The organism is Streptomyces sp. NPDC002817 (assembly GCF_053592055.1).
In genome coordinates this window covers 137,571-157,964 of sequence record NZ_JBSFUY010000021.1, presented here as the reverse complement: position 1 = coordinate 157,964, position 20,394 = coordinate 137,571, and the positions used below count along the sequence as shown (strand labels likewise).

The following is a 20,394-nucleotide window of genomic DNA, read 5'->3' as shown; positions in this document are numbered from 1 at the left end:
ACCATGCCCATGACTTCGAGGGAACCGCATGCAATCGACAGGCGATCCGAGCGTCGAAGACCTTCCCGATGTCGTTCCCCGCGACGGCGTCGAGTCCGACGCCTCGGTCGTCGAGCGGTCGCGGGAGGAGCCCGATGCCTTCGAGATCCTCTTCCACCGATACGCCGACGACATCCACCGCTACGCGGCCCGACGGCTCGGCGCCGAGGCGGCCGACGACCTGATGGCAGAGACCTTCGTCATCGCGTTCCAGCAGCGCCACCGCTACGACCTGTCGCGGCCGCAGGCCCGCCCGTGGCTCTACGGGATCGTCACCAACCTCGTCGGCCAGCACCGGCGCGCCGAGGCGCGGCGGTTGAGGGCGTTCTCGCGCGTCGCCTCGACGGGGACCGGTGACGGCGGCGAGGCACTGGCCGACCGGGTCGTGGCGAGGGTCGGCGCCGAGCACTCCCGCGCCCAACTGGCGGGTGCGCTCGCGAAGTTGCCCGCACGGTACCGGGACGTGCTGCTGGTGATCGCCTGGGGCGATCTCGACTACGCCGAGGCCGCGGAGGCCCTCGGCATCCCCGTGGGCACGGTGCGCTCACGGCTCAACCGGGCGCGGACCAGGCTGCGCGACGCACTGGGCGGGGCGGACCCCACAGCCCTTCACGAGGAGAACGAGGAGACCGATCGTGGATGACCTCACTGTGGTGCGCGAGTTCGAGGCCGACGTGGCCCCGCTCACCGACGACGCCCGTTTCGCCGCCCGCGCCCGGCTGCGGCGCGCCATCGTCCGGGACGGTCGCCCGGGCGCGCTGTCCCGGCGGCTGATGCTCAGGGTCGCGGTGGTGGGGACCGCCACGGCGGCGGTCGCCGGTGGCGTGGTCGTGGCCGCCCGGCACGACGGGGACGGTGGCGCGGATGCCTCGCGGATGGCGACGATGAGCGCGGCCGAGCTGTTGCACAAGGCCGCGGCGCGATCCCGTGCCGACAGCGCCGGGACGCCGATTCCGCGCGACGACCAGTACGTGTACACCAAGATGTTCATCACCCGGACCTATGTGAAGGGGGGGAAGCGCAGGACCTGGACGGACGAGAGCTGGATGTCCGTGGACGGTTCCAAGCCCTCCAGGCGCCAGGAGTACGGCAAGATCCACCGCGATCCGCCGCTCGGCAGGCACGAGGTGATGTGGCCGCCGACCGAGTACGCCGAGCTGGCGCAGTGGCCGACGGACCCGGACAGGCTCCTGGACAGGCTGCGGATGGGCTTGGACACCGACGACAAGTTGGTGGAGGGGTCGGCGGGATCGGACAAGGTCCACGAGGCGCCGATGGGCCAGGACGACATCGACGGCATGGCGTTCGCCAACGCCGTCCAGTTCTTCGTGGTCCCGCGGATCATGCCGCCCGGGCTGGAGGCGGCCACGTTCGAGGCGGTCGCCCGGATCCCCGGCATCCGGATCGATCGCGAGGCGGTGGACGGCCTCGGCCGCAAGGGAGTGGCCGTCTCCTACCCGAAGTTCGACTTCGCGTTCATCTTCGACGCGACGGACTACACGTACCTGGGGCTGCGCCTGAAGGGGAGCACCGCGGACGTCGTCGACGGGAAGTTCAAGCATCGCGACAGGTACCACGAGATGCGTGCCCGGGAGGAGTTGGACGTCGTGGACCGCATCGGTCAACGCCCGTAGCCGGGACCGCGGTGCCCCGGGGCGATCAGCCGATGTGGTAACTGTCGCCGTAGACCTGCCAGTCCAGCGGCGGGTTCAGGTCGAGGTTGCCCGCGCGCAGGAAGACCCGTTGGGCCGTGTCGACGCGGCTGGTGTCGCTGTGGGCCTCCTCCTGCTTCATGGCCCACACCCGCGCGTCCAGGAAGGCGTGCAGGTAGGTGACCTCGTTGCCGCCCTGGGCCGGGGGCCTGGCCCGGTTCAGGGCGCGCTTTCGGATGTTGCGGAAGCTGGTCGGGTCGGTGCCGTCGCCGTGCATCACGATGGCGTCGTAGTAGGCGAACTGGCCCAGCACGCGCAGCCCGTCGGCCTTGCCCTGGCGTACCGCCGGGTCGAAGTACACGCGGTCGCGCTCGTCGTTCTGTGCCTGCCGGAACGCCTGGTCCTGGGCGGCCCGGCGCCAGTCCCGGGGGAAGTTCGGGTCGAGTCCGGCGTGCGAGTCCGTGCCGTCGACCCGGCGGAGCGCCGGCAGGTAGGGGGCGAGGACGTTGCCGGGGCGGCGGTCGGCGTAGAGCTCGACGAGGTCGAGCATGTCGCCGGTGCCGGAGCAGAAGCCGATGATGCCGGCGGTGTAGCCGCGGCCGTCGCCGATGTCCTCGATGTACTGGTACTGCGCCTTCCAGTCGAGCGAGGAGTTCTCCGCGCTCGACACCAGCTGCATGGCGATCTCCTTCTTCGTCGGGTCGTCGAGTCCGGTCGCGGTGGTGCAGACCGCGGCGGCCTCGGAGGTGAGCAGGGGGACGGTGACGGCGGACGCGCCGAGCAGGCCGAGGAGGGCGCGGCGGGACATGTGTTTCACGGCGGCTCCAAAAGGAGGTGGGGGGTGGGGAGTTGGCCGTACGTGAACTGATAGGAAGGTTTACTATCAGAGCCACGGCACAATGAGAACCCGTCGCGTCAAAGGTTCGTACCTATGAACAAGGTGTGCCGGTTACGGCAGCGGCTGCTCCGCCCAGATGACCTTGCCCTCGGGCGTGTACCGCGTGCCCCAGCGCTCGGCGAGCTGCGCGACGAGGAACAGGCCGCGGCCGCCCTCGTCCGTCATCGCCGCGTAGCGCAGATGGGGCGAGGTGCTGCTGCTGTCGAAGACCTCGCAGATCAGGCTGCGGTCACGCAGCACCCGGACGCGGATGGGCTCACCGCCGTACCGGATCGCGTTGGTCACCAGCTCGCTCAGGATCAGCTCGGTGGTGAACTCCAGCTCCTCCAGCCCCCATCGGGACAGCTGCCGGGTGACATCGGCGCGCACCTGTGCCACGGCCACCGGGTCGGACGGCACGTCCCACTCGGCGACCTGGTCCGCGCCGAGCGCCCGGGTGCGTGCCACGATCAGGGCGATGTCGTCGCCCGCGCGGGAGGTGAGCCGGGAGTCGAGCACGGTCCGGCAGGTGTCCTCCGGCGAGTCACCGGCCCGCTCCAGGGCGGTCCGCAGGAGTTCCAGTCCTACGTCGATGTCCCGCTCCCGGTCCTCGACCAGCCCGTCCGTGTAGAGGACGAGGCGGCTGCCCTCGGCCAGTTCGAGGTCGGCCGTCTCGAACGGCAGGCCGCCAAGACCCAGTGGAGGGCCGGCGGGCACGTCCGGGAACTCCACGCTGCCGTCGGGGTGGATCAGGGCGGGCGGCGGGTGTCCGGCGCGGGCGAGGGTGCACCGACGGGAGACCGGGTCGTAGACGGCGTACAGACAGGTCGCTCCGGTGACCGGGGCGCTGTCGCCGTCCTGGGTCTCGTCCTGGTCGATGCGGCCGACCAGTTCGTCCAGCAGGACCAGCAGTTCGTCGGGCGGGAGGTCGAGGGCGGAGAAGTTGTGGACCGCGGTGCGCAGCCGGCCCATCGTGGCCGCCGCGTACAGTCCGTGGCCGACGACGTCCCCGACGATCAGCGCCACGCGCGCGCCGGACAGCGGCAGGACGTCGAACCAGTCGCCGCCCACACCCGCCTGCGCGGGGAGGTAGCGGTAGGCGATGTCGAGGGCGTTCTGCTCGGGCAGGTTGCGCGGCAGCAGGCTGCGTTGCAGCGTCACCGCCATGGTGTGCTCGCGGGTGTAGCGGCGGGCGTTGTCGATGGAGACCGCGGCCCGGGCCACCAGCTCCTCCGCCAGGGCGAGTTCGTCGGTGTCGAAGGGCTCGGGCTTTTCCGAGCGCCAGAAGTTGACCACACCCAGGACCAGGGCGCCCGCGCGCAGCGGCACCGCGATCAGTGAATGGATGCCGAACTCCAGGACCTGCGCGGTGCGTTCGAGATCCTGGGCCCGCCAGCCCGGGGACTCGGCCAGGCGCGTCTCGAGAACCGCCTGTCCGGAGTGCAGCGCGCGGATCTGCGGCGAGGACGCGACCAGCCGCATCCGGTCGCCCACCGAGTGGAGCGGCGCGTCCTTGCGGATCCCGCTGAACGCCGTGCGGCGCAGATCGGTGCCCGAATCCGGCTGCCCGCCGCTCAGTACGGCGTCGAACAGGTCCACGGTGACGAAGTCCGCGAACCGGGGCACGGCCAGCTCGGCCAGTTCCTCGGCGGTCCGGGTCACGTCCAGGCTGGTGCCGATGCCCACCCCGGCGTCGTACAGCATGTTCAGGCGCTCGCGTGCCGTCTCGGCCCGGCCGGACAGGGCCCGCAGTTCCGTCGAGTCGCGCAGCGTCGCCACGCTGCCGGCCGGGCCGCCCTCCAGGTCCGTGAGCCGCTGGTTGACGGCCAGCAGCCGGTCGCCGACCAGGTGCACCTCGTCCGTGGCGACCCGACCCGAGGCCAGCAGGTCGGCGGTGTCCGCCGGAAGGCCGAGCTCGAGGACGTGCCGGCCCTCGGCGTCGGCGGGCAGATGGAGCAGCCGCACGGCCTCGTCGTTGGCGAGCAGCAGCACGCCCTCGCCGCTCACGATGAGCACGCCCTCGCGCACGGCGTGCAGCACGGCGTCGTGATGCTCGTACATCTTGGTCATCTCGTGCGGTCCCAGACCGTGCGTCTGGCGCCGCAACCGCCTGCTGACCAGTGCCGTGCCCGCCGTGGCCAGGGCGAGGCCGCCCGCCGCGGCGCCCAGCAGGAGCGGCATCTGCTCGTCCGCGGTACCGCCCACGTGCTCCGTGGTGATGCCGGCCGACACCAGGCCCACGACTTTCCCGTCGGGCGCCTTGATCGGTACGACGGCCTGCACCAGCCGGCCGATGGTCCCGTCGATCTCCTCCGTCACGACCTGCCCCGCCAGCGCGGGCGCCAGGGTGCCGACGAACTTCTTCCCGATGCGGTCCGGCTTGGGATGTGTGTAGCGGGTCCCGTCGGTGTCCAGGACCACGATGAAGTCCACGCCGGTCGCCTTGCGCGCCGCCTCGGCCCGCGGCTGCAGTACCGCTGTGGGATCCGGGGCGTCGAGGGCTTCGCGGGTGCCCGGCGCGTTGGCGAACGCCTCGGCGACGGCGACCGAACGGTTGCGGGCCTCGGTCGTGCTGTCGTGCCGCACCTGCAGCACCAGCGCCACGACCGCGGCCACGACCAGCAGCAGCACGATCACGACCTGCGATACGAACACCTGTCCGGCTACGCTGCGTCCACCCAGCGCCGACCGGGCTTCGGCGACTCGCCCGCGCCGCGACCGGCCTGCGTCACGCTGCGAGAGTCGGGCCATGTGCCATGTCTACACTGCACGGCCCCCTGAGGCGAGAGGCGTCACGCAACGTGACGGAGCGGCCACGGCGGCTCACCGCTGTCGCCTCCGCGTGGCGAGCAACAGCGCGATGTCGTCGGGCCGGTCGACGGCCTGCCGGGCTGCCGCGGTGAGCCAGTCGGCCACACCCGCCAGACGTGCCGTGGGCGCTCCGGCCCGGGCGAGGGCCACGCGCAGCGCGCTGATGCCGTCGTCGATGTCGATGCCCGGCCGCTCGACCAGGCCGTCGGTGTAGAGCGCCAGGACGGCGCCCGGCTCGATCCGCAACTCCGTGACCGGGTAACGGGCGTCCGGGTCCACACCGAGCACGACGCCGCCGGGCAGGTCGAGGACGCGGGTGCTGCCGTCGGGGTTGCGCAGCAGGGGCGGCGGGTGTCCCGCGCGGGCCACCCGGGCGAGCCCGGTGACCGGGTCCAGACGGATGTAGCAGCAGCTGGCGAACTGACCGGGGTCGAGGTCGATGAGGAGATGGTTCGTGCCGCTCATCACCTCGTCGGGCGGCCGGTCGCCGAGCGCGAACGCCCGCACCGCGCTGCGCAGTTGGCCCATCGTCGCGGCGGCCTGCACACCGTGGCCCTGGACGTCCCCGATGACCAGGGCCAGACCGTCGCCCGCCTCGACGACGTCGTACCAGTCCCCGCCCACCTCCATGCCCTGGGTGCCGGGCAGATAGCGGCCCGCAGTCTCCACCAGCGGATGGTCCGTCAGACGGCGGGGGAGCAGGGCCTGTTGGAGACCCCGGGCGAGGGCGGCCTCGCTCTCGTAGCGCCGTGCCTTGTCCATGGCGTGGGCGATGAGCCCGGCGAGCGCGGTGAGGACCGAGCGTTCCTCGCCGGTGAAGGTGCGGGGGCGGTCGAAGCCCAGGATGCAGGAGCCGACCGGACGCCCCGAGGCGATCAGCGGCAGGAAGGCGCGGGCGCCCTCCGTCGCGTCCAGCGGGATGCCCGGGTAGGCGTCGGTGAGTTGCTGCATCGAGTCGAAGAACAGGGGCTTGCCGGTGGTGAGCGTCTCGACGCCGGGCAGATGCTCGTCGAGCCCCACGCCGTCGAACGGGGCGAGGAACCCCGGCGGGAAGCCGGACTCCCACGCCAGGTACAGATGCCGGTCCTGGAGGAGGTAGATCGCCAGCCGGCGACCCCCGAACACGGGCAGCAGCTCCTTCATGACCACGGCGGACACCTGACGGGCGGTGACCGCCTCGGTCAGCGCGATGGCCAGCACGATCGGACGGTACAGCGGCGCCAGCGACGACGTACCCGTCTTGGCGGCCTCGAAGGGCTCGGCCGAGTCCGGCATCCGGCTCGTCGGCTGAACCGTGCAGGTCAGCACGTCCGGACCGGGATAGACCGACAGCGCGAGCCAGTCGCCCTCGTAGGCGTCGTCCACGTCGGGCGGCCGCCGCACATGCAGATGCACCGGCTCGGGGGACAGCAGGGCGCTGCGCAGATGGTCCTCGAAGTCCGGCTGGGCCAGCCAGGGCACGCCCTCCCACAGCGGGCGGCCCAGGAGCACGTCCCGCGGCCGGTGCAGCAGCTGTGCGGCGCGAGGATTCGCGTAGGCGACCAGCCCCAGCCGGTCCAGGCAGAACACGCCTTCCGGCAGCAGGTCGGCGGCGGCGTCGGCCGCCGAACCGGGTCCGGGATCGAGGACGAAGCCTCTGACGGGCCGTGCGCCGGACGCGGCCGCGGAGGCCTCGGGGGTCCAGAACTCCATGAGCCTCAGCCCGCCGTCCGCGGCCCGCACATACAGCGGCAGCGACGGCGTGCTCACGGCGGCCTCCCGCAGCGCGGCGAGCACACGCTGGGCGTCGTCGGGGGCCACGGCCCGGGCCAGCGCCTCGACCGTGCCGCCGAACTCCGTGGGGGCCACGCCCAGCAGGGCATGCAGATGCGCGTCCGCGGTGACCACGCCGGTCGCCGGATCCCAGGCGAACCGTCCGAGCCGTCCCGCCGACGCATGAGCGGTCGGCGGCCGCACGCACAACGGCTCACCGTCCCAGGCGACCGGGTCGGTGTCCCCCAGATCCTCCAGGCGGCGGGCCAGATCCTCCGCCACCCGCTCCACCCGCTCCCGCTCGGCCAGCACCTCGGTGGCGTCCGCGGCGGAAGGGCGCAGCACGGTCAGCACGCCGAAGGTCGTGGACGTCCCCACGACCGGTACGTACAGCGATCCGAACTGGAACGGCAGGCCGGCCGCGAACTGGGGGTAGCGGCGCATGGTCTCCGTGGCGTTCGGCAGCACGACCTGGACCCCGAGCCGGTAGGCGTCGGCGACGGGGAACGGACGGTCGGCGTGCAGCCGCCACCACGGCCGGAACAACGGTCCCGGGAGCCCGGCGAGCACCGCGAGGCGCAGCATCCCTGGGGTGCTCGAACGCAGGTAGACGCCGCCGGCGTGACCACCGCCCGCGCCGATCGCCTCCGTCGAGGCGTCGATCAGCAGCGCGGCCAGCCGTCCCGGCGTCCGGTGCGCGTCCTCGCCGCTCCCAGTCATCGGCCTGCCTCGTCCCTGCGCCGCCCCACGGGCGACACAGCCAGAATGCGCCACGAGGGGCCTGCGGCGCATCCGGGTGGGACAGATGTGACGTAAGTCGGGCGGGGTGTCCGGTGCCCCGCACGGTCGGGCGGTACGAAGCCCCGGGCGCGGGGCGCGGGGCGCGGGGACAGGCCTACGGGCGGGACGGCCTGGGCGGCCGCGCGTCGTGCGCGGGACACCTTGCCGGACTCCGGGCACCCGGTCGGGGGAAGGGCGCCCGGTCAGGGGGTGGGGTCTGATCAGGAGCGGGCGCCCTGCGTCCCCGCGCCGAGGGCCCGGCCAGGCAACCCCGCCCCGGCGCCGGGCTCAGCCGGCGAGCCCCTGTAGTCCCTCGTAGGCCGCCATCACCAGTTCCAGGCCCCGCTGGTCCGCCGCCGGCTCGCGCATCTGGTTCGTCACGTAGGCCACCGTCATACGGGCGTCCGGGTCGATCATGACGAGTGAGCCGCCCCAGCCGCCCCAGCCGTAGGTGGTGCCGAAGCGGCCGTAGCCGAGGCCCCAGCTCACCGGCATGCCCAGGATGCGGTCCTCGCCGCTGTACTGCTCCTCCCAGGCCCGTGCGCAGCCCGCCGGAGACAGCAGCCTGACTCCGTTCAGCGTGCCCGCGCAGGCCATCGCCGACTGGACGAGGGCGACCGAGCGGGCGTTGCCGAAGCCGCTTGCCGCGGGGATCTGGGCCCGGCGCCAGGACGTGCTGTTGCCGTCCCGGAGGCGGATCCCGGTCGCCGCGGAGGGGGTCGGGTCCTGGCCCGCGGCCCCGGCGACGTAGTCCTCGTCCTGACCGGGCGGCGGAACGGCGAGCGCGACGCGGTGGTCGTGCTCGGCGGACAGCCCCATCCGGAAGTCGGCACCGAGCGGCCCGGCCACCTCCTCGGCGAAGAACGCGCCCGGCGTCCGGCCCGTGATCCGGCGGATGACCTCGCCGACGAGGAACCCCTGCGTCAGCGAGTGGTACCCGGCCGCGGTCCCCGGCTCCCACTGCGGCGCCAGCGCGGCCAGCCGGGCCGTGACCGCCGCCCAGTCGTACAGCTCCGCCACCGGCCCGTCGTAGTCCGGCAGACCCGCGGTGTGCGCGAGCAGATGCCGTACGAGCACCTTCTCCTTGCCCGCCGCGGCGAACTCCGGCCAGTACCGGGCGACCGGCGCGTCCACGTCGAGATCGCCCCGGTCCGCCAGCACCAGCGCGGACAGTGCCGTCATCGTCTTGGTGACCGACCAGACGTTGGTGACGGTGTCCCGCTCCCACGCCACCGTGCGGCCGGCGTCCGCGAAGCCGCCCCAGACGTCCACCACGGGCTCACCGCCCACGAAGACCGCGACCGAACCACCCACGTCCCCGGCGTCGAGAAAACCGGCCAGCGCGTTGGGCACGGCGGTGAACAGATCGTCGTACGAGCCCCGAATGTCTGCCATGCGCGGAATCTAGCCCGTGGGGACAGGACCGGGGCAACCGAATTACCGGCACCCGCGGCCCGCAAGAACCCCCCGCCGGTCGCCCGAGACTCATATCGTGGAAAGTGATGCAATATCGGCAGTGAGGCGGCAGTGCCATGGCGGACACGGGGATCGACTACGCAGCGGTGTTCCAGGCCCTGCCCGGCATGGTGGCGGTCCTGACACCCGAGCTGGTGTACGTGGACGCCAACGAGGAGTTCGTCCGTATGTCCGGCCGCAGCCGGGAGCAGCTGGTCGGCCACTACCTCTTCGACGTCTTCCCGGACAACCCGGAGGACCCGGGCGCCTCCGGTATGCGCAATCTGGCCGCCTCCCTGCAGCGCGTCCTGACCACCGGCGAGCGCGACACCATGGCCGTGCAGCGCTACGACGTCCGGTCCCTGGAGCTGCCGGGGCGCTGGGAGGAGCACTACTGGAGCCCGGTCAACGCCCCCGTGCTGGGCCCCGACGGCGAGGTCGCCCTCCTCGTGCACCGGGTCGAGGAGGTCACCGAGTTCATCCGCGACCGCGGTGGACCCGTCGGCACCCGGGCCCGGGCGCTGGAGGCCGAACTGTACATCCGTGCCCGGGAGTTGCAGGAGGTCAACGAGCGTCTGAGAAAGGCCCACGCCCGCGAGCGGGAGGTCGCGCTGGCGCTCCAGGAGGCCATGCTGCCGACACCCCGGCTGAAGGGGGACCACCGGGTGGCCGTGCGCTACCGGCCCGCGATCGGCGCGCTGAACGTGTGCGGCGACTGGTACGACCTCGTGGACCTGGTCGGCGGCGACCGGATCGGTGTCGCGGTCGGTGACGTCGTCGGCCACGGACTGGCGGCGGCCTGCGCGATGGGTCAGCTGCGCAGCGCGCTGAGCGCCGCCTCACGGGTGGCCGAGGGCCCCGCGCAGGCCCTCGACGTCCTGGGCCGCTACGCACACGTGGTGGCCGGCGCGGAGTCCGCCACGGTGGTCATCACGTTCATCGACTTCGACGCCCGCACCGTCACCTACAGCAGTGCGGGGCATCCTCCGCCGGCCCTGGTCCACGCCGACGGCAAGGTCGAGTTCCTCGACGCGGCCACCGACCCGCCGCTGGACGCCAGCCCCGACCCGGTGCCGCGACCGCAGGCGACGACCGCCTTCGCCGACGGCGCCACCCTGGTGCTCTACACCGACGGCCTGGTGGAACGCCGCCGCGAGGACATCGAGATCGGTCTGGAGCGCCTGGCGGACTCCCTCACCCGTCACCGGGACGCCGATCCGGAGACGCTGGCGGACGCGGTTCTGCAGGAGCTCCTCCCGCCGGAGGGGGCCACGGACGACACGGCTCTGATCGTCGTACGGCTGTGAGGAGCAGGGTCCTCCGGGGAGGGCCGGGACCGCGCGCTCGGCCGTCCGTACGCTCCGGAGGTGATCCGCTGCCGTGTCAGGCCGTCGGCAGCGCACGCCTGCCGAGCAGGAGCGGCGTGGCGAGGAGGAGGAGTCCGGCCACGGCGATGGCGGTGCGGGTGGTGGTGAGGGTGGCCAGCAGGCCCCAGAGCGCGGTCAGGACGGCGATGGTCAGTTTGGCACTGATGGACCAGGCGGAGAGCGTGCGGGCGACACGGTCGGGCGGGGTGTGTTCGAGCCGGTAGGTGGCCAGGACCGGGTTGAAGACGCCGATGCAGGTGATGAGTCCGAGTTCGACGACCATGACCAGCAGGAGTCCGGGCACACCGGGACCGACGAAGGCCAGCCCCAGCGGCCAGCACACCCGCACGGTTCCGGCGGTGACGAGCACCTCGTGCCGGCCGAACCGTGCGACGAGCCGCCGGGACAGACGTGCGCCGATCAGTCCGCCGACGCATGGCACCGCGAAGGCGAGGCTGTACTGCCAGGGTGCGAAATGGAGGCCGCCGAGCATGAGGACGGAGAGCAGCGGAGCGGCCACCATGATCAGCCCGTTGACGAGGACGGCGTTGAGGAACAGCGGGCGCAGCACCGGATCGGTGAGGATGAAGCGCCAGCCGTCGAGCAGGTCACGGCTCCTGAGCCGGTTTCCCGTCTCGGGCCGTAGCGGGCGGGTCTCCTTCTTCCCGCCCATGGCGCGGATCCCGACCGCCGAGAGCAGATAGCTGACGGCGTCGGCGACGACGGTCACCACGGGGCCGAGCAGCCCGATCGCCGCGCCGCCGAGCGGTGGCCCGATCATGGTGGTGGTCCACATCGTGGCCTCGAACCGCCCGTTGGCGGTCAGCAGATCCTCCTGCGGCACCAGGGTCTTGAGGCAGGCGCCGGACGCGGCGGTGAAGGTGATGTCGGCCGCGGCGACGAGCACCGACACAACCAGAAGTTGTGCAAAGCTCAGTCGATCGAAGGCGTACGCGACAGGGACGCTCAGCAGCAGCGCGCACCGGGCCAGATCCATGGCCATCATCACCGGCCGTTTGCGGCGGAACTCCACCCACGGCCCGAGCGGCACCGCCACCACCGCCCCGACCGCGAGCCCCGCCGCTGCCAGCGCCGACACCTGGGCCGGACCTGCGTGCAGTACGAGGATCGCGATCAGCGGAAAGGCGTGGAGGGCCAGCGCGGTGCCGAGTGCGCTGACGCCGTACGCCGCCCACAACCATCCGAATGCCCGCCCCATGCCGCCGCCTCTCTCCCTGATCCACGGACATCCAAGCGGTCGACGGATCCAGAGATCAAACAACCCCCGAGCGGCTCGGACACAACCATGGGTTGTGGTTCTACGATGGCCGCCATGGACCTCGATGCCGTGCGGACGTTCGTGACGGCCGCCGAGACGGGACGGCTGCAGGACGCCGCCACGACCCTGGCGGTCACCCAGCAGGCGGTTTCCAAGCGCGTCGCCGCGCTCGAGAAGGAGCTCGCCGTACGACTGTTCACGCGCACCCCGCGCGGGGTGCGGCTCACCATCGACGGTCAGGCGTTCCTGCCGCATGCCCGGGCGCTCCTCGACACCGCGGAGCGGGCCATGGCCTCCGTACGGCCCGGCTCCCGTGCCCTGCGCGTGGACGTGATCGGCCGCCGGCTGGGCCCGGCCGCACTGCTGCGCGGCTTCCATCGCGCGTGTCCCGAGGTCGAACTCGATGTGGTGACCCTCTTCGACGCCAGGGAGGCTCTGGCCGCCATCCGCTCCGGCACGATCGACGCCTCCTTCCGCGCCGTCACCGTCCCCGCCCGCCGACTCCCCGACGGCATCGCCGCGGCGCGGGTGTACGACGAGCCCGTCCAGCTGCTGACCGGACCGCGGCACGCCCTGTGCACGGCCCGCGCGGTCACCCCGGCCCAGCTCGCCGGGCACCGGATCTGGATGCCGGGCCTGGTCGCCGGTACCGAATGGGCGGCTTACTACGACGAGTTCGCCACGGAGTTCGGCCTCACCATCGAGGCGACCGGACCCGACTTCGGCACCGATCCGCTCCTGGACACGATCGCCGACTCCCCGCGGCTGGCCACCCTGGTCGGCGAACAGACGCGCATGGTCTGGCCCACCGACCAGGACCTGCGCCGCATCACGCTGCGCGGCCCGATGCCGGTCTACCCGCACTCACTGGTCTGGCGGTCCGACAACCCCCACCCCGCCCTCGGGAGGCTCCGTACCTACCTCGACAGCGCGGGGCCGGGCCGTCTCGACGCGGAGACCTGGGCGCCGCACTGGGCGCAGTGAGTCGGCGGGGGTGTCGCGAACGGCTACGGCGTCGCGTCCCGCCGGCCGTCGATCTCGGTGATCAGCGCCTCGACACGGCTCCTGATCTCGTCCCGGATCGGGCGGACGGCCTCGACGCCCTTGCCTGCCGGGTCCTCCAGGGCCCAGTCGAGGTACTTCTTGCCGGGGAAGACCGGGCAGGCGTCGCCGCAGCCCATGGTGATGACGTAGTCGGACGCCTGAACGGCCTCGGTGGTCAGGATCTTCGGCCGGGCCGCGGAGATGTCGACGCCGATCTCCTTCATCGCCTCGACCGCGGACGGGTTGACCTGGTCGCCGGGGACGGAGCCGGCGGAGCGGACCTCGATCCGGTCGCCCGCGAGATGGGTCAGGAAACCGGCGGCCATCTGGGAGCGGCCGGCGTTGTGGACGCAGACGAAGAGCACGGAGGTGAGCGGGGTGTCGGACATGGTGTGAAAGTATCAGCCCATGCTGACATCAGTCGACACTGATCTGATGCGGGTGCTGGCCGACCCGCTCCGCCTGCGGATCGTCACCCTGCTGGCTCGCGAGACGCTCTGCACCACGCACCTGATCGAGGAGACAGGGGCGAAGCAGACCAACCTCTCCAACCATCTCAGGGTCCTGAGAGAGGCAGGTGTGGTGGAGACGGAACCGTGCGGCCGCTTCACCTACTACCGGCTCAGGCCGGAGGTCATCGCCTCGCTCGCGGGCGGGTTCGCCGAGTTGGCGGAGATCGCGCGCGCCACTGCCGAGAGCAACGTCAGGCGGTCCTGTCCATGATCCCCGAAGACCGTTGTGAGGAGTCCCGTTGACCGTCACCGATGCCACGGCCGCGGCACAGCCGGAGACGGCCGCGGCGCCGCGGCCCGCACCCCTGACCGCCCGCGCGGCGGCCGAACTGCTCGGCACCGCCGCACTGGTCGCGATCGTGGTCGGCTCCGGCATCCAGGCGACCGAGCTGACACGGGACGTCGGTGTCCAGCTCCTCGCCAACTCCCTCGCCACCGTCTTCGGCCTCGGCATCCTGATCCTGCTGCTCGGCCCGGTGTCAGGGGCGCACTTCAACCCGGTGGTCACGCTGGCCGAGTGGTGGACGGGGCGACGCGGCGGTGACGGTGTCAGGGCTCGCGAGGTCGCGGTGTACGTCCCCGCGCAGCTGATCGGCGCGATAGCGGGCGCGGTCCTGGCGGACGCGATGTTCGGCGAGCCGCTGGTCAAGTGGTCCACGCACGACCGCTCGGCCGGCCATCTGCTGCTGGGCGAAGTGGTGGCCACCACCGGCCTGATCCTGCTGATCTTCGGCCTCGCCCGCACGGACCGTCTCCGCTTCGCGCCGGTGGCCGTGGCCTCGTACATCGGTGCGGCCTACTGGTTCACGTCCTCCACGTCCTTCGCCAACCCGGCGGTGACGGTCGGCCGTGCCTTCAGCGACACGTTCGCGGGCATCGCGCCGGGCTCGGTGCCGGGATTCGTCGGTGCCCAACTCGTCGGCGGGGTGGTCGGACTGGCGCTGGTGGCGCTGATCTTCGTACGTGGGCGGTCCGTCGGGTAGTCACCCGAAGGTGCGCAGCATTTGTCCCATCGCGGCGACCACGGACGGCTCGACCCGGTAGTACACCCAGGTGCCGCGCCGCTCGGAGGTGAGCAGGCCGGCCTCCTTGAGCTTCTTCAGGTGGTGGGAGACGGTCGGCTGGGAGACGCCGACGTCGGAGATGTCGCACACGCATGCCTCGCCGCCCTCGTGCGAGGCGATCAGCGAGAACAGCCGCAGTCGCACCGGGTCGCCGAGGGCCTTGAACATCGCGGCGGTCCGCTCGGCCTCCTCGGCGGTCAGGGGCCGCTCGGTCAGGGGCGGGCAGCACGGTGCCACGGTGTCGGAGGTCTCGGGCTCGAGCAGGGGCAGCGCCTCGGTGTTCGACATGCATCTATGTTGACACTTGTCGAATCAGGGGCCAAGCTGGCTTCTATATCGATGAACGTCGAAACAAAGGGGATCGCTCGTGAACGCCTCCACCATCGACCGTCTGCCCGTCGTGGTCATCGGCGCCGGACCGATCGGCCTGGCCGCCGCCGCCCACCTGGTCGAGCGCGGCCTCGACCCCCTGGTCCTGGAGGCAGGCCCGACCGCGGGCAGCGCCGTGCGGGAGTGGTCGCACGTCCGGCTGTTCTCCACATGGGGTGAGCTCGTCGACCCGGCCGCGGAGAAGCTGCTGGCCCCGACCGGCTGGATCCGCCCCGACTCCGCCGCCTACCCGACCGGCGGCGACTGGGCCGAGCGGTACCTCCAGCCGCTCGCCGATGTCCTCGGAGACACGGTCCGCTACGGCGCCCGGGTGACCGGCGTCGCCCGCGCCGGCCGTGACCGCATCGTCGACTCGGGCCGCGACGAGCAGCCCTTCACCGTGCACATCGAGACCTCGGACGGTCGCGAGGAACGCCTCACCGCCCGCGCCGTCATCGACGCGTCCGGCACCTGGTCGACGCCGAGCCCGATGGGCGCGGACGGCCTGGCCGCGCTCGGGGAGAAGGCGGCCGCCGACCGCGTCTCCTACCGGGTCCCCGACTTCGACGACCCGGCCGTACGCGCCCGTTACGCGGGCAGGCGCACCGCCGTGATCGGCTCCGGAGCCTCCGCGTTCACCGCCCTCGCCCTCCTCGCCGACCTGGCCGCCGACACCCCCGGCACGCATGCGGTGTGGGTCCTGCGCCGGGGGATCGGCGCGAGCACGTACGGCGGCGGCGAGGCCGACCAACTGCCCGCGCGTGGCGCGCTGGGCCTGCGTGCGAAGACGGCCGTCGAGGCCGGTCACGCGAGCGCGATCACCGGATTCCGCACACGGGCCGTCTCGTACGACGGCGACCGGCTGGTCCTGGAGTCCGACGACGGCCGCCGCACGGACCCCATCGACGAGGTCATCGTCCTGACCGGCTTCCGCCCGGACCTCTCCTTCCTCTCCGAGCTCCGCCTCGGCCTGGACGAGCGCCTCCAGGCACCGACGGCCCTGGCCCCGTTGATCGACCCCAACGTGCACTCCTGCGGCACCGTCTACCCGCACGGCGTGAACGAGCTCTCCCACCCCGAGCAGGACGTCTACCTGGTCGGCATGAAGTCCTACGGCCGCGCCCCCACCTTCCTCGCCATGACCGGCTACGAGCAGGTCCGCTCCGTCACCGCCGCGATCGCCGGTGACCAAGAGGCCGCCGAGCGCGTCGAGTTGACCCTGCCGGAGACCGGAGTCTGCGGCGGCGCGGGCCTGTTCGACGAGCCGGAGAACGCCGAGCAGTCCGGCGGCGGATGCTGCGCCACCCCCACCACGCTCCAGATCGGCACCGGCGCCCCGGCCTCCACGACCGGCGGCTGCTGAACCCCGCACCCACACCAGGAGGTTCGCCATGACATCCCGCGTACAACTCGCCCTCCGCGTCCCGGATCTCGACGCGTCCATCGCCTTCTACAGCAAGCTCTTCGGCACCGAACCCGCCAAGCTCCGCGACGGCTACGCCAACTTCGCCATCGCCGAGCCCCCGCTCAAGCTCGTCCTGATCGAAGGCACCCCGGACGAGGTGACCCGCATGGACCACCTCGGTGTCGAGGTCGAGACCACCGAGGCGGTCCACGCCGCCACCACCCGCCTGAGCGAGGAAGGCCTGGCCACCGACGTCGAGAACGACACCACCTGTTGCTACGCCCTCCAGGACAAGGTCTGGGTCCACGGCCCCGGCCAGGAGCCCTGGGAGGTGTACGTCGTCAAGGCCGACGCCGACTCCCTGGCCAAGCAGCGGGGCAGCACCTGTTGCGCCGACCCGGCCGTGACGGACGTCGCCGCCCCCGAAACGGCCACCGCGGCTCGGCCGTAATTCGGTGTTGCCGGGTCCGGCCCACTGCGATCGTGGCTCCGGACCCCGTACCCGGATCAGCAAGGAATCGCCGCGAACAGTTGGCGGGCCGTGCCGATGCGTGAAGTCCTCGGAGTGGCCGCCGACTTCGCCCGGCAGCTGGGCCCGGCCGATCCGGGGTTCCTCGGCGACGTGTGAGCAGGACCGCGACGTATGAGTGAGACCGCTCAGTCTCCGACGAACACGAGGTAGCTGCCGGGAGTCGAGGCGCAGGCCTCCAGGAACGCGGCGAGGTCCCGGACCGCTGCGGTCTGTGCGCCGTCCGTGCAGCGGTTCAGCAGATCTGGGATCTCCCGGAGAGCGGCCTCGGCCACCTGCTCGTCGAAGAGGGTGTCGCGGTACGGGTCGACCATCCAGAGCTTGCCCGAGGTGTTGGTCGGCAGCCCGGAGATCAGCCCGGCGAGCGTCTCTCCGTGCTCGTAGGACTGGCGGATCAGCGTCGGCTTCTGTTTCTGACGCCGCTTGGGCCGGTGCGGCCGCCCGCTGTGCAACTGCAGATCGATCCCCATGGCGCGATTCTTCCGTGGCGTCCTCGCCCACGACGGTCAGGTCGTCCCCCAGGGCCGTGGCGATCTGCGCGGCGCGCGTGGTCGTCCAGACGGCGGGTCAGGTACGCGCAGGCGTGGCCGTGCCGCAGTGACCACCACGCGGCCGAACCGCCGATGCAGCCCTTGGCGATCTTTCCCTTGTCCCGGATGAGGCCGAGCGTCCAGGTGATGCGGGTGCCGAACACCTCGTCGTGGCCGGTGACCTGGGAGGCGAGGAGCTCTGAGCGCAGCCGCGGGCCCAGGAGTTGACGTACGGGGCCGTCGTCTGGAGGTTGACCGCGCCGAACACCGACTGGCGCCATGCCCGGGAGTCGGTGCGTTCCGTGTCCACGAGCCGTTGCGAGACCCGCCGCACCTCGTCGTACCCGTCCTCGGCGAAGCCTTCGACGCCGGCAGGGTTCTCGGACATGGCGTTCACCCTCCTTGTGCCGTGGGGGAGTTCCTCCCGACGGAACATACCCAGGGAGGGTATATGGGACAAGGTTCCGGGCGCTCATCCGTCGTCGTCGACACCCCCTCTCAGGCCCCACTCGTCGAGGCCGGAGTAGATCAACGCCGTACGGGACCGGGGAGCCGAAAGACAGTCGGCCTCACCGTTGAAGATCGCCACGAGCGAGTCGGTGCCCCGCCACCAGGTGTCCGCCAGTCCTCTGACCTCGCGCACCGGCTGAAAGTCGTCCAGCGCGATGGCCTCGACCTCGTCGCCGGTCACCTTGGTGATGCACTTGGCCCACAGGGCCGCGTGGTGGGCCAGGGCGAGGGACTCCACCCACCCCTCGATCGTCTCGTGCAGCGCGGTCCAGCGGTGCGAGTGGAGGCCGAACTCCCCGCCGGGTCCGATCATGAACGAGAAGGGCACCGAACACCGTTGGTCCCCTGCCTCGAACCACCAGCCTTCGTCCCCGGAGCGCACCGGTATATCGGGATCGAGATATCCGGGCCCACCGTCGTAGCACGGATACGGTGGCAGTACGAGGCCGCCCCATTGGCGCTGAAACGCCACGACGCGGTCGATCTCCTCCGCGGGGATGCCGAACTCGAGCCATGCCTGACGGTGTTGCTCCCTCGGTCGGACGTCGACCCTGACGCAGTGGATGCCGATGAAACTGCGGGCCCGCCGGGTCAGTCCTTCGGGCGCCTTGTCGGAGAGATTCAGATTCACCGGGCGGACACTATCGGGCGCTGTCAGTGATCCTGCTTGCTCCCCCGTACGGCCCACGCGCGGGCCTTCAGCGCGATCGTCCCGTCGGCCCCGGCCGGCACCCGGTCGCGCAGTGTCCGGCGCAGTCGCTCCCGGGTGGCCGGTGAGAGTGTGGCGACGTAACCGGGGGCGGGGCCCTGGCCGGAGAGGAACGGGGACCACAGGTCGTCGAAGTGGGGGAAGAGAGTGGTGATGTCGATCGGTGCGACCGTCACCCGGGTCAGCCCGGCCTCGTCCCACAGGTCGCGCAGTGCGGTGGGACCGCAGAGCGGGAAGCGGCGGCTCTCGTCGTGGGCGGCCGCCGATGGGTCCACGGTGGTCGCGGCAGCCCAGAACTGGCGCAGGAACTCCATGCCCTCGGCGTAGTCCCACACGTAGGCGGCGACCAGGCCGCCGGGCCGCACCGCGCGCGCCGCCTCGGTGACCGCGACACCGGGTGTGGCGAGGAAGTTGAGGACCAGTCCGCTGACGGCCATGTCGAAGACCGCGTCCCGCACCGGCAGGGCCTGGGCGTCCGCCACCGCGAAGCGGGCCGGTTCGCCGGTCGAGGCGCGGGCCGTGGTGACGAACCCGGCGGACCCGTCAAGACCGAGCAGCGTCCGGGGCCGGCAGCGGGCGGCCACCGTGGAGGTCAGGGCGCCCGAGCCGCATCCGATGTCCAGCCACCGTGCGCCGGGCGGGCAGGGGAGCCACGCCACGAACTCGTCGGCCACGAGTCGGCTCCAGCGGCCCATGTACCGCTCGTACGCGTCCCCGGCCGCCCATACGTCGAAGCCTCGTTCGGTCACCCCTCAACCTTGCACCGGCTTCACCGGCGATCGCAGGCGGAGGGCTCAGGTGCGGGAGGCGTGAGGGCTCGCGGACGGGAGTCCCGTCGAGCCCGGCGCGCGGGCCTGCCCAGGACCACGCCGATCAGCACGAGCGCCAGCCCGCACAGTTGCCGGCCCGTCATCGCCTCGCCCGCGACGGCCGTGCCGAGCAACACACCGGTCACCGGGTTGAGCAGCCCGATCAGACCCACGGTCGCCGCGGGCAGATGGCGCAGTCCGGCGAACCAGACGGTGAAGGCCAGTGCGGTGGCGACCAGGGAGACGTAGCCGAAGGCGAGGAGCGCCGACGGGGAGAGCGCGGGCGGTGAGCCCTCCAGGGCCGCGGCGACCGGCAGCAGGAACACCGCTCCGGCGGTGAGCTGCCAGGCGGTGGAGGCGAGCACGTCCGTACCGGCGTTCCACCGCTTGGTCAGGATGTGACCGAAGGCCGACACCAGCATTGCCCCCGCCGAGGCGAGGACGCCCGGCACGTTCACCCGGCCCTCCCCGGTGAGCAGCATCAGGCACACCCCGCCGAGCCCCACCGCCGCACCGGTCAGGTGCGCGAGGCCGGGCCGCTCGGCGACCAGGGGCCAGGCGATGAGCATCATCGTCAGCGGGGACATCGCCATGACCGTCGAGGCGATGCTCGTCGGAAGCAGTTGGGAGGCGACGTAGACGAGCACGAAGAACACGCTCACATTGAGCAGCCCCAGCACCGCCGACCGCCACCACCACGCGCCGCGCGGCAGCTTCCGGCACAGCGCGAGCAGGACGAGCCCGGCGGGCAGTGCCCGCAGAGCGGCCCCGTACAGCGGGCTGTCCGCGGGCAGGTACTCGTGCGTGACGAAGTAGTTGGTCCCCCAGGCCACTGGCGCGACCGCGGTCAGCGCCACCCAGCGTGCGTTAGCTTCCATGGAAGTTAATATAGCTTCCCTGG

At 72.0% G+C, this 20,394-nt stretch carries 19 protein-coding genes; 8 read left to right on the top strand and 11 right to left on the bottom strand.

Features of this window, described 5'->3' with window-relative positions:
- The first annotated feature begins 28 nt into the window (after positions 1 to 28).
- Both ACWD3I_RS32305 and ACWD3I_RS32300 read left to right on the top strand, forming a co-directional pair.
- A complete protein-coding gene (locus tag ACWD3I_RS32305) occupies positions 29 to 682 on the top strand; it encodes an RNA polymerase sigma factor (protein WP_365404904.1) in 654 nt (217 codons plus the stop codon).
- Positions 675 to 1,673 carry a CU044_5270 family protein gene (locus ACWD3I_RS32300; protein WP_365404907.1) on the top strand — a complete coding sequence of 333 codons (999 nt, stop codon included), beginning with the start codon at positions 675 to 677 and terminating at the stop codon, positions 1,671 to 1,673. Before ACWD3I_RS32305 ends, ACWD3I_RS32300 begins: the two co-directional genes overlap by 8 nt.
- 25 nt (positions 1,674 to 1,698) lie before the next feature.
- Here ACWD3I_RS32300 and ACWD3I_RS32295 read toward each other — a convergent pair whose 3' ends face one another.
- The 4 genes from ACWD3I_RS32295 to ACWD3I_RS32280 form a co-directional block, all read right to left on the bottom strand.
- The gene (locus ACWD3I_RS32295) at positions 1,699 to 2,499 is read right to left on the bottom strand and encodes a chitosanase (protein ID WP_365404944.1); all 801 of its coding nucleotides are present in this window, start codon (positions 2,497 to 2,499) and stop codon (positions 1,699 to 1,701) included.
- 141 nt (positions 2,500 to 2,640) lie between these two features.
- Positions 2,641 to 5,319: a SpoIIE family protein phosphatase gene (locus tag ACWD3I_RS32290; protein WP_365404909.1), complete on the bottom strand. Its 2,679-nt coding sequence runs from the start codon at positions 5,317 to 5,319 to the stop codon at positions 2,641 to 2,643.
- A gap of 72 nt (positions 5,320 to 5,391) precedes the next feature.
- Positions 5,392 to 7,851 carry a SpoIIE family protein phosphatase gene (locus tag ACWD3I_RS32285; RefSeq protein ID WP_365404912.1) on the bottom strand — a complete coding sequence of 820 codons (2,460 nt, stop codon included), beginning with the start codon at positions 7,849 to 7,851 and terminating at the stop codon, positions 5,392 to 5,394.
- 348 nt (positions 7,852 to 8,199) lie between these two features.
- Positions 8,200 to 9,306 (bottom strand): serine hydrolase domain-containing protein, encoded by a 1,107-nt coding sequence (locus tag ACWD3I_RS32280; RefSeq protein WP_365404915.1) that lies wholly within the window; start codon positions 9,304 to 9,306, stop codon positions 8,200 to 8,202.
- Positions 9,307 to 9,443: 137 nt separating this feature from the next.
- Here ACWD3I_RS32280 and ACWD3I_RS32275 point away from each other — a divergent pair, with 137 nt between their 5' ends.
- Positions 9,444 to 10,673, top strand: a complete 1,230-nt coding sequence (locus ACWD3I_RS32275) for a PP2C family protein-serine/threonine phosphatase (RefSeq protein WP_365404918.1) — start codon at positions 9,444 to 9,446, stop codon at positions 10,671 to 10,673.
- A gap of 76 nt (positions 10,674 to 10,749) precedes the next feature.
- Here ACWD3I_RS32275 and ACWD3I_RS32270 read toward each other — a convergent pair whose 3' ends face one another.
- The gene (locus ACWD3I_RS32270; RefSeq protein ID WP_365404921.1) at positions 10,750 to 11,952 is read right to left on the bottom strand and encodes an MFS transporter; all 1,203 of its coding nucleotides are present in this window, start codon (positions 11,950 to 11,952) and stop codon (positions 10,750 to 10,752) included.
- A gap of 114 nt (positions 11,953 to 12,066) precedes the next feature.
- Here ACWD3I_RS32270 and ACWD3I_RS32265 point away from each other — a divergent pair, with 114 nt between their 5' ends.
- On the top strand, positions 12,067 to 12,996 hold the full coding sequence (locus tag ACWD3I_RS32265) for a LysR family transcriptional regulator (protein WP_365404924.1): 930 nt from the start codon (positions 12,067 to 12,069) through the stop codon (positions 12,994 to 12,996).
- A gap of 23 nt (positions 12,997 to 13,019) precedes the next feature.
- Here the strand turns inward: ACWD3I_RS32265 and ACWD3I_RS32260 are convergent, their stop codons facing one another.
- On the bottom strand, positions 13,020 to 13,445 hold the full coding sequence (locus ACWD3I_RS32260; RefSeq protein WP_365404927.1) for an arsenate reductase ArsC: 426 nt from the start codon (positions 13,443 to 13,445) through the stop codon (positions 13,020 to 13,022).
- Positions 13,446 to 13,464: 19 nt separating this feature from the next.
- Here ACWD3I_RS32260 and ACWD3I_RS32255 point away from each other — a divergent pair, with 19 nt between their 5' ends.
- Positions 13,465 to 13,779, top strand: a complete 315-nt coding sequence (locus ACWD3I_RS32255) for an ArsR/SmtB family transcription factor (RefSeq protein WP_365404929.1) — start codon at positions 13,465 to 13,467, stop codon at positions 13,777 to 13,779.
- Between the two features lie 28 nt (positions 13,780 to 13,807).
- Positions 13,808 to 14,551: an MIP/aquaporin family protein gene (locus tag ACWD3I_RS32250; RefSeq protein ID WP_365404932.1), complete on the top strand. Its 744-nt coding sequence runs from the start codon at positions 13,808 to 13,810 to the stop codon at positions 14,549 to 14,551.
- On the opposite strand, the gene ACWD3I_RS32245 is transcribed toward ACWD3I_RS32250, so the two are convergent.
- Positions 14,552 to 14,920, bottom strand: a complete 369-nt coding sequence (locus tag ACWD3I_RS32245) for an ArsR/SmtB family transcription factor (protein WP_365404935.1) — start codon at positions 14,918 to 14,920, stop codon at positions 14,552 to 14,554. It lies immediately after the preceding gene.
- Positions 14,921 to 14,999: 79 nt separating this feature from the next.
- On the opposite strand from ACWD3I_RS32245, the gene ACWD3I_RS32240 reads away from it, so the two are divergent.
- Positions 15,000 to 16,364 carry an FAD-dependent oxidoreductase gene (locus ACWD3I_RS32240; RefSeq protein WP_451084238.1) on the top strand — a complete coding sequence of 455 codons (1,365 nt, stop codon included), beginning with the start codon at positions 15,000 to 15,002 and terminating at the stop codon, positions 16,362 to 16,364.
- Positions 16,365 to 16,392: 28 nt separating this feature from the next.
- Complete coding sequence (locus ACWD3I_RS32235) at positions 16,393 to 16,857, top strand: ArsI/CadI family heavy metal resistance metalloenzyme (protein WP_365411595.1); 465 nt, start codon at positions 16,393 to 16,395, stop codon at positions 16,855 to 16,857.
- A 206-nt stretch (positions 16,858 to 17,063) separates the two neighbouring features.
- On the opposite strand, the gene ACWD3I_RS32230 is transcribed toward ACWD3I_RS32235, so the two are convergent.
- The 4 genes from ACWD3I_RS32230 to ACWD3I_RS32215 form a co-directional block, all read right to left on the bottom strand.
- Positions 17,064 to 17,405: a hypothetical protein gene (locus ACWD3I_RS32230; protein ID WP_365411592.1), complete on the bottom strand. Its 342-nt coding sequence runs from the start codon at positions 17,403 to 17,405 to the stop codon at positions 17,064 to 17,066.
- 532 nt (positions 17,406 to 17,937) lie between these two features.
- Positions 17,938 to 18,606 carry a hypothetical protein gene (locus ACWD3I_RS32225; protein ID WP_365411589.1) on the bottom strand — a complete coding sequence of 223 codons (669 nt, stop codon included), beginning with the start codon at positions 18,604 to 18,606 and terminating at the stop codon, positions 17,938 to 17,940.
- 23 nt (positions 18,607 to 18,629) lie between these two features.
- Positions 18,630 to 19,433, bottom strand: a complete 804-nt coding sequence (locus tag ACWD3I_RS32220) for a class I SAM-dependent methyltransferase (protein WP_365411586.1) — start codon at positions 19,431 to 19,433, stop codon at positions 18,630 to 18,632.
- A 20-nt stretch (positions 19,434 to 19,453) separates the two neighbouring features.
- Positions 19,454 to 20,371 carry an EamA family transporter gene (locus ACWD3I_RS32215; RefSeq protein WP_365411583.1) on the bottom strand — a complete coding sequence of 306 codons (918 nt, stop codon included), beginning with the start codon at positions 20,369 to 20,371 and terminating at the stop codon, positions 19,454 to 19,456.
- Positions 20,372 to 20,394 lie beyond the last annotated feature (23 nt).